Source organism: Mycoplasma sp. 246B (assembly GCF_054353935.1).
Map to the genome: position 1 here is coordinate 1 of NZ_JBTHHM010000016.1, position 9,274 is coordinate 9,274.

The 9,274-nt window shown below is 28.0% G+C and carries 8 protein-coding genes, 1 rRNA gene and 1 other RNA gene; 5 read left to right on the top strand and 5 right to left on the bottom strand.

Annotation, left to right across the window (positions count from 1 at the left end; all coding sequences use genetic code 4):
* On the bottom strand, positions 1–613 hold a 613-nt coding region (locus tag ACXYRR_RS04075; protein WP_458598165.1), incomplete at its 3' end, for a restriction endonuclease subunit S.
* Between the two features lie 128 nt (positions 614–741).
* Positions 742–1,011, bottom strand: coding sequence for a 30S ribosomal protein S20 (gene rpsT / locus ACXYRR_RS04080; protein WP_458598167.1), 270 nt, complete (start codon positions 1,009–1,011; stop codon positions 742–744).
* A gap of 158 nt (positions 1,012–1,169) precedes the next feature.
* Between rpsT and rnpB the strand changes: the two genes are divergently transcribed.
* The 5 genes from rnpB (at position 1,170) to rplA (ending at position 7,129) form a co-directional block, all read left to right on the top strand.
* Positions 1,170–1,441, top strand: an RNA gene (rnpB, locus tag ACXYRR_RS04085) — RNase P RNA component class B.
* 98 nt (positions 1,442–1,539) lie between these two features.
* Positions 1,540–3,489 carry a type 2 periplasmic-binding domain-containing protein gene (locus ACXYRR_RS04090; RefSeq protein WP_458598169.1) on the top strand — a complete coding sequence of 650 codons (1,950 nt, stop codon included), beginning with the start codon at positions 1,540–1,542 and terminating at the stop codon, positions 3,487–3,489.
* On the top strand, positions 3,489–5,696 hold the full coding sequence (locus ACXYRR_RS04095) for a hypothetical protein (RefSeq protein ID WP_458598170.1): 2,208 nt from the start codon (positions 3,489–3,491) through the stop codon (positions 5,694–5,696). Before ACXYRR_RS04090 ends, ACXYRR_RS04095 begins: the two co-directional genes overlap by 1 nt.
* 147 nt (positions 5,697–5,843) lie before the next feature.
* The gene (rplK, locus tag ACXYRR_RS04100) at positions 5,844–6,434 is read left to right on the top strand and encodes a 50S ribosomal protein L11 (protein ID WP_435128655.1); all 591 of its coding nucleotides are present in this window, start codon (positions 5,844–5,846) and stop codon (positions 6,432–6,434) included.
* Positions 6,434–7,129: a 50S ribosomal protein L1 gene (gene rplA, locus ACXYRR_RS04105; RefSeq protein ID WP_458598172.1), complete on the top strand. Its 696-nt coding sequence runs from the start codon at positions 6,434–6,436 to the stop codon at positions 7,127–7,129. The genes rplK and rplA overlap by 1 nt, the downstream gene beginning before the upstream one ends.
* Before the next feature lie 22 nt (positions 7,130–7,151).
* On the opposite strand, the gene ACXYRR_RS04110 is transcribed toward rplA, so the two are convergent.
* From ACXYRR_RS04110 to ACXYRR_RS04120, 3 genes are all read right to left on the bottom strand, one after another.
* Positions 7,152–7,964 (bottom strand): GNAT family N-acetyltransferase, encoded by an 813-nt coding sequence (locus tag ACXYRR_RS04110; RefSeq protein ID WP_458598174.1) that lies wholly within the window; start codon positions 7,962–7,964, stop codon positions 7,152–7,154.
* 34 nt (positions 7,965–7,998) lie between these two features.
* Positions 7,999–8,104 (bottom strand): 5S ribosomal RNA (rrf, locus tag ACXYRR_RS04115).
* Positions 8,105–8,350: 246 nt separating this feature from the next.
* Entirely contained in the window at positions 8,351–9,106 is a 756-nt protein-coding gene (locus tag ACXYRR_RS04120; RefSeq protein WP_458598176.1) for a hypothetical protein, read from the bottom strand.
* Between the last annotated feature and the right edge of the window lie 168 nt (positions 9,107–9,274).

Sequence of the window (9,274 nt, forward strand, 5' to 3'; positions counted from 1 at the left end):
CCTCCTGTTCTCAAGCGTGAGTAAATTCAGAGAAACGAATATTAGGAAATTTTGAATTTTGATCAGGGAACATTTTTGATAAAAAAGTTTGCTTTACACAATAAAAAAAATCGAGTTTTTGCTGAATTAGTTTTATAAATGAATCTAACGAAAAAACTAATTTTGATATCTTTTTTTGTTCATTTAAAGAAGGCAAGAAAATATTAAGATTCTTATAATCATTAAAATATAAATGTGGGATACTTGTTCCAACAACAAATTCGTCAAATTTAATATTATTTAAAACCAGATAAAGAAAATTGTTATTAATTAATGATTTTTCTTTTATGAAAATTCCTTCTAATGTTGATGTAAATCAAGAATTTTTAGGTAATATTTGTAATTTACCAACTGAACCGTCTTTTGATATGATTACAATGTCTTCATTAAAAGTTTCTCTCAAAAAACTTTTTCCTATTTTTCCATCAATACCATAAATATCTACATTTCCATCAGTTTTTATTTCTGAAACTTTCAAATCACTTTTTTGTTTATCAACAAGATTCCCTAAAACTTCATAATTCCACTCTTCATTAAATTCTTTAAACCTAATCTTCGGTATTTTTTTTACCATTTCTACCACCTTTATTTTTATATTATAAATTATTTTTCTAAAAGTAATTGAAACTACAAATTATTCATCAAAATGTGAATAAAGTTGTGAATAAAGGTTTAAAAAAACAAGCCTTAGCTTGTCAAAGTTTATTTAGATTCTTTTGTCTTATTAACGAATTGATCTAAACGTGAGTGTTTTCTAGCACCTTTATTTTTATGGAAAACACCTTTGGTAACTGCTCTAGCAATTACCTGGTGAGCTTGTGCAACTAATACTGCTGCCTTTTCGTCTGCTGCTAAAACTGCTTCACGAGCTTTACGGATTGCGGTTTTAACTCTAGATTTCATTGCAGCATTTCTTTGACGAGCTTTTTCCATCTTGACAATGCTTTTGATCTTAGATTTAATGTTAGCCAAACAAACCTCCCTTTTTCTATAATTTTGAAAAATCCTATAAATTATATCTATCTTTTATAAAAAACATAATTATAAAATATAAATTTTATAAGTATTCATTTTGCTTTATGAAAGCAAAATAATTTATTTAATACACATAATTGATATATAATATCTTTTGCATTAGCTGATAGCTGCTTTAAAAAGTAGAGGAAAGTCCGTGCTAGTACTAACTGCGATGTTAGTAGTGATCATGTTAAACCTAATAAGTTTAAGCTTAGACGACTAGTGCCACAGAGACGAGAATTGTGAAACGCGGTAAACTCCATGAACTAGAAACCCAAATTTGGTAGGGGAATTGCAAGTTAACAAATGAATTATCAAGCAAAACATATTTTATGTTAGATAAATTATCAGCACCTTTTTTAAGGAACAGAACACGGCTTATGATGCTAAAAGAAGTTTGGATATCCGAGCTTTTTTTATTTTTTTCTTTTGAATTTTCAGAATTTAATAAAATAATTTTACAAAAAATAACTCAAGGAAGAGATGGAAAAAAATAGAAACATTTTTAGTAATAAATACACCAAAAGATGATTGCTCGGTTCAGGAGCAGTTGCAGCAGGAATTGCAGTCGCAGCAGTAGTTGCTGCAAAGGTAGAATCACCATTTAAACCAGCATTTTTTAATTATAAATCATATATCGATGATGTTAATCGAGACCTTATTAATAAAGACTTTGATTATAAGGAATTTAATGAAATTCAAGACTTTACTATTGCATTAAATAACCATAAAGCCGTTGCAGGAATCGGAAGCGACTTTCAAGCAATTGGTTTAATTAAAAAAGGATTAATTAAACCAATAGATTTTAACCAATTACTTGAAATAAGTGACCCAAATCAGATGATAAAGACCGAAAACCAATTAAAAAAGAAATTACAAGAAATTTATACACCGATAGTTTTTAATCACCTTGCTAGTTATGATGAAGAATTAAAGGATATTGATAGACCACAAAAGCATTTATGACAATATTTTGTTCCTTATTATATCCAAGATGCAGTTTTTGCTTATGCAAAGCATAAACAAAGTGGTAAACCAACAAATCAAACTTTTGGAAAATTACTAACTGATGAAGATTTTCAAAAAAATCGTGATGAATTACTTCAGCAAGCAAAAGATCCCAAAAACACATCTAAATTTGTTGACCCACAAAAAGAAGATACACATTTATATTCAGAATATTTAAAACCTAATTCATTATTTAACTTAATAAATACAGCTTTTAAAAACGGATATCAACATATGGTGTTAACCGATGCAGTGCGTGCTGAACTTTTGTATGGTTCTTCTTATTATTTTCCTAAAAAAGCAACAAAACTTACACCACATAGTGGTAAAGTAGATTTAGATAATTATGAAAGAATAGTTAATAGTTTTGTAGAGATGGTTAATAAATCTACTGGACAAAATATTACTAATACATCAAATACATTGTCATTTAACGGAGATGGACAAGCCATTGTGCAAGCATTATTAAATACAAGAAACGGTAATGTAAATTCAGCTATTATGTATAACGGAGATGCTTTGGATACTTATTATGCATCTGATAATGGATTTACCTTTAATAAATATAAAGATGGTAAATTAGCTGAAAAAAATGTAACTGTTGATGATGGAACAGTAGAAGCAATAAAATTTCGTGAAAACATCTTATTAGTAGATGGATTAGTTGTTTCAGAAACTATTTCCAAACCAACTGAAAAGACTTTGTATCATAATCTTTCACATGCTTTTTATGCACATTTAAATAACATTAATACTAACAAAAATATTATTGATATGTATGATGAATATCTCACTTCTGAAATGCGCGATGTGTTTTTAGTGGCAGCAGAAGAACTTGAAAAAAATAATAAAGAATATAAATTTAGTCCCGATCCAACAACAATTTTTAACAATTTCAAAAATGAATTAATTGAAATTTATAAGAAAACATTAGAACACGATCAACTTCATGATGCAGACTTACAAAATTTTCGTGATTTAGCTGTTAAAAAATTTGATAATCCGTTATTCAAAGAGTTTTTTGAGCAATTTTATTTCAATATAAAGCAAAAAGAAGATGAAAATTATAAAAAATCACAAGTTAAAGAAGAAACAGAAGAAGTTTTGAATACAATGGGTTATTGGTTTTCGCATATGATTATCGATGAAGATATGGCACCTAAGTTTTTTGAAGTTTTATCAGAAAAGTATCCAAATGTAACCAATTTTAATTTAATTAATTATACCCCATCTACTCAACTTGATTACAAGTTAATTCGTAGAAATTATTTTGTATCGGATGATAATACCTACGATGTTAAAGCAGTAAAAATCTATGAAGTAGATGAAAGTGATAAAAATATCATCCATGCAAGATTATGAGGGGTTGATGATAAAGTTAATTCACTACTTAATACTTATTATTACTCAAGGACAAAACGTTAATGAAAATTAAATCTTTATTAAGCATAATTTTAGTATCGTCATCGGTGCTTTATGTTTCTTGTCAGAGTAATGTGACCCATAAACCTGAAAACACACAAAAAGAGCATGATCCAAATAAAGGAATAATTTCGCAGCAACCATCGAACCCAATAGAAATTATAGGTAAAGATAAACCTCCATGTACACCTAAACCTACTGAACCACCTGCAAAAAAAGAAGCACCAAAACCAGACGAGACCCAACCACAAACACCACAGCAACCAAAGCAAAGTCCAAAACAAAAACCTGGTGAAACTAAAAAATCCATCAATCCTGATAACAATGAGCAACTAAGAAAATCAGAAATAACAGAGCCTGATAAAGACAAGGATTCACAAAAGCCAGATAATGAACAAAAACCAATCGAATCTGAGAAAAAAGAAAGTCAAAAACCAAATACAGAATATCAATTTTCTCCAACAGTAAAAATTGATTCTAGTTCTAATTTAACATATCCAGGTGATATAAACAACCCAAAACAAATTTTTGATAAATCTACTTTTCCTAACTCTGTTATATTAGAAAATAGTGAACATAATATTAATATAGTATCAAATTACTTTAGGACAGAGATGCAAAAAGTTCTTACATATATAACTTCACAAGGTCAAGTCTATAGTGATTTTCCTAAGTGATTTTATCCGAATATGGATGAAAATCCTAGAAAATCAGTTTTTTCTTATGTTCCTGATTTAAAAGTGCATTTGAAGAATAATGATAGTATTAATGTTTTAAAACATCAAATTATGCTTTCACATATAAAAAATAATGAACTTAAAATCCAAAATAATAATCTTATTTTTAAAAAAGAAATTAAAAACTTTTTGAATAAACCTTTTTCAAAAAGAAAAATTAGATTTACATTTATCAAGATACTAAATCGGATGTACACACAGACTCAGAGTCAACCAATTGTTATTGATATAGATTTAGAAGAACTTCTTAAAGATAAGTTGATTCAAGGTAATATAAATGGTTATTCATTTGCTACAAGCCTTGATAATGATAAGATAAAAGTTGTTTTGCAACCTCAAAACACAAAATCATTTAGTTTTGATGATGTAAATAAGGATATGTTTGATAAATTTTCCACAATAACTGAAATTACTTATTTAGCAAACCAAAATGATGACATGAATTTTTCATTATCTGAAGATTATCATACAGATGATTTATATGCAAAATTAGCATCAAATGGTTTAGCATATAATCCAAAAGATATGGTATATAGTGGTAAACGAATAATTAATAAGCAAAATGCAATGTTTGATAAGATTAAAGCAAGAGTATTTGTATTAGGTGGTGGAACTTCTACTATGATTGCTAAGGTTAAACCTACTGATATAAATGATCAAAGGTATTACTTTATCACTAACAGACATGTTAGTGACATCCTTAATAATAATTGGGGTAATCCTCGAATACCGCAAAAATTATTAATCCCTGATTTTGATGATAAAAAAGTAAATAGTTGAGCAAATGATATATCAATCGATGTTGAAAGAAATGATTTTATTTTGAACTTCTGACAAGCAACTAATCAATATAATAAACAAGGTAAGTTGGTTTCTGGTCCTTATGGACAAGGTAATTTAAATGAAGCAGACATTTCAATAAATATTATTGATATTGCACAGCTGATAAAAAGAGCTAAAAATTCAAATGATTTAAAAGTATTAAATTATTTGAACAACTGAAAAAAATTACCTAACTTAAAACTAAGTAAGCAAGCAAAATATCTAAGTGCAGATAATTATGTAAAATTTTATCTTAGTTCTTTTCCTCAAGATTCACATGCAGGAAATAGTGGGCTAAGATACCGTGAACACATTATTAATCGAATTGATGATATTGTAATCAACCAACAGGCACCTGAGTTTGCTAAATATGGAAATTTTAGAAGTTTTATTTTAAATGATTTACCTAATAACAAGTATGATTTAACATCAGGTGCATCAGGTAGTTTAGTTTTCGATGAAGATATGAATATGGTAGCATTGTTTATGCAAAATCTTGGTGATAATGGATACGGATTTGGATTATTGAATTCATATGATTATGATTACTTAGGATATGAAAGTGAAAATAATCCAAATTCATTCAAATATAAATTACAAAAAGAAATTCAAAGTCATCCTGATAAATTTGAAATGATAGACTTTGAATAACTTTTATCTCTTGTGTATAGAGTAATAATATTTATAAAAAGGTTTTTGAAAAAAAACTTTTTTAATATAATTAAAAAGCAATTTATTAATTGCCACAAGTGGGAGATTATTAAATCACAGACCACGATTATCGAAAGGATTTTAAAAATGGCAAAAAAAGAAATACACCGTGTTGCTAAACTTCAATTTTTAGCCGGTAAAGCTAAACCAGGTCCAGCCTTAGCTGGAGTTGGTGTTAATATGCCTGAATTTACCAGAGCATTTAACGATGCAACCAGAGACAGAGGCGATGAACCAGTTCCTGTAAAAATTACAGTATATAAAGATAAAAGTTTTGAATTTAAACTTTATACAGCACCTGCTTCATATAAAATTATGCAAGCAGCAAAATTAAAATCAGGCTCAAAAAACTCTAAAACAACTATTGTTGGAACAATTACAAAAGAACAACTTAAAGAAATTGCAGAATACAAACTTCCTGACTTAAATACCAATGATATCCATGCTGCAATGGCAACAGTTGCTGGAACAGCAAAACAAATGGGTGTTTTGGTTGAAGGTTATGATGATATCTTCAAAGCAAAGGCTGAAGCAAAAGCAGCTGCAAAGGCTGCATCTGCTGCTGCTGCAAAAGAGGCCGCTCTTGTTGAGGCACAAACTAAATTAAACGAAACTAAAGGTCAAGCTATAGAAGTGCATACACACTCAGATGATAAAGCAGAAGAAGGAGCAGAATAATGGCAAAAAGAATTTCAAAAAACCTAAAAAATGCTCGTGAATCATTTGATAGAACTATTGCTTATGATTTGTCAGAAGCGATTGAATTAGCTAAAAAAACTTCATATGCTAAATTCGATGCTTCAATTGACTTAGCATTTAATTTAAACTTAGATGTTCGTAAAGCTGACCAACAACTTAGAGGTGCAGTATTATTACCAAACGGAACAGGTAAAACTGTTAAAGTTCTTGTTGCTACAAATAATGTAGAAAAACAAAAATTATCTAAAGATGCTGGAGCAGATATTGTTTTAGATGGTCCTGCTCTTGAACAAAAGATTAAAGAAAGTGATTTTGACTTTGATGTTATGGTTGCTGACCCTACAATGATGCCTTTATTAGGTAAATATGGAAAAGTTTTAGGACCAAAAGGTTTAATGCCTAATCCTAAAACCGGAACTGTTACTCCTGCACCTGAAAAAGCTGTTGAAGAACTTAAAAAAGGAAAAGCTAATTACCGTACTGATAAAGCTGGAATCGTGCATTCATTAATCGGTAAATCAAGTATGTCAACACAAGCATTAGTTGAAAATGCAAAAACCTTGATTAACTTAATTAAAAAACTTAAACCTGCTGCTGTTAAAGGAACATATATGTTAAACCTTACCGTTTCAGCATCAATGGGTCCAAGTGTCAAAATTAAGATAGAAAAATAAAATAAGCACCATTGTGGTGCTTTTATTTATGCAATACAAATAATTGTCCATAGTCTTTAAAACCAAGTTTATAATACATCTTAGCAGCAGCAGGATTGCTGAAGAATAAAACAGGTGTTAGGTTCTGATAAATAAGTTTTCTAATTAAATTAACTACACAATCATAAGCAAGTCCTTGACGGCGATATTGGTTTAATGTATATACTCCACCAATCATAGCAACTTGTTTGTTTTTAGCACTTATAGAAGCATGTGAGATAACCTTTTGCTCATCTTTAATGATGTATGCTTGATAATATCCACTTTTTAATTCATTAGTTAAATATTCTACATTTAAAGTATGTCCACTAACATCACCTCATTCTTTAATTTGCTTTTTAGAATTGATAACCTCTATGATGTCAGTTTCAGTTACTGGCTTAGATTTAGCTAAAAAGTCTTTTGTAAGTATGTTAAAAATATTTACATCTAACTTAGCAATCTGTTCTTTTTCTACTATATAATCCAGCGAATCAATAAGTTTATGTTTATTTAAAAAGTTATAAAAATTTGTATCAATAATTAGGTTTTGAATGTCTTCATTATTTAATATTTTCAAAAATTTATTTATATTTATAGCATCAGTATCAAATAACACAACTAAATTAGAATAAAACATTAAAAAAATTGCTTCTATTTTTTTGTTATATAAAACAAAAGTTTTAATATTTTGATTTTGTAAACCGTATTGTTCGATATCAGAGATTAAAAATAAATATTGAATCGGGTCTTTTTTATAAAGATATTCTAAAACTTCTTGCTTTTTATCATTATTTCAAATTTTAAATGTTTTCATATATTTCCTTTCGGAAGCTGCTCAAAAGGTATAAAAAAAGCAGCTTCCTATTTTCACCGTTGGGCTATCGTCGGCGTAAAGTGGCTTAACTACTGAGTTCGGAATGGTATCAGGTGATCCCACTTGCTATTGCTACTGATAATATAATACAGGATTTTTTTAAAAACCCAAACAATTTTTTTAAATTTTTATGAATTTTAATTGTGCGACTATTTTTTAAAAAGATGGTAAAGCAAGACAAAAAGATTAACACAATTAGTTGTTAATCTTTTTGTCTTGCTTTACAAATTTAAATTCAAAATTGCCACAGCAATTTGTTATGACGATTCAAAGTTAAAAACTGCTGGTTTTATACTTTCTTGCTTGTTTGTTTTTATGTTAAATTATTAAACATCTGAAGTTGCTAAAGTTGTGTATTTTCGCAAATATTCATAAAGATTTTTTACCTGTTGATTACTTGGATTTTTATTAACAGTGATAGTCATGGATTTATCAATATATTTTACATTCATAGTTATATGTGTTTTTTGCAAACTGTTTTTGTTATCATATTTAACACCTAATTGTTCTAAATTGATAAGCCAAAAATGTAAATTTGCTGTATTGTTACTTTTGTAATCTGGAACTAAATTATATTGTGAAATTACAGAATTTTCATTACCTGTTTCATACATTAACAAATTCTTAGTCTTAAAGAATTCATTAACATCTTGATTTCTTAGATAAATCTTTTGAAACTCTACTTTGTTCATTTGTTTTAGTTTTTCGGCTGTTAGAGTATTAATGTCAAAATAAACTTTATTTTTAAATGTTTGATAATATTTCTTAACATAATCTAAGTTAAATTTATCTAAAAATAATTTATTAAGTTCTTCTACTGATTTAATAAAAACATATTTATCTTTGAACAAAGGTTGAAATTCACCAGCACTTTCTTTGTTATTTTCTCACATATAATAAAAATAATTTTCTTCAATATTTTTAATAGAATTTTGCCTTTTATATTCTAACACAACCCCGGTAAAGTATTCTAAATCGTTATAAAAATATTCTTTGTTGTTTGAGTTATTTGCACAACTAACAACAATTAAAGGCGCTAATGCAGAAAAAAGAAAAACTCATTTTTTTATAAAATTCTTCATACTATTTTTCCTGCACTGTATATGTTAATGCTAAACTATCATTGATCGAATTATCAAATAGCACACCTGAATATTTTTTAACTTTTAATCTATAATATCCTGCTTCAGTAGTAATATACTCAAGTAACTCATCATTAGAGCTGCTTGATGTAATACTTTTAACTACAT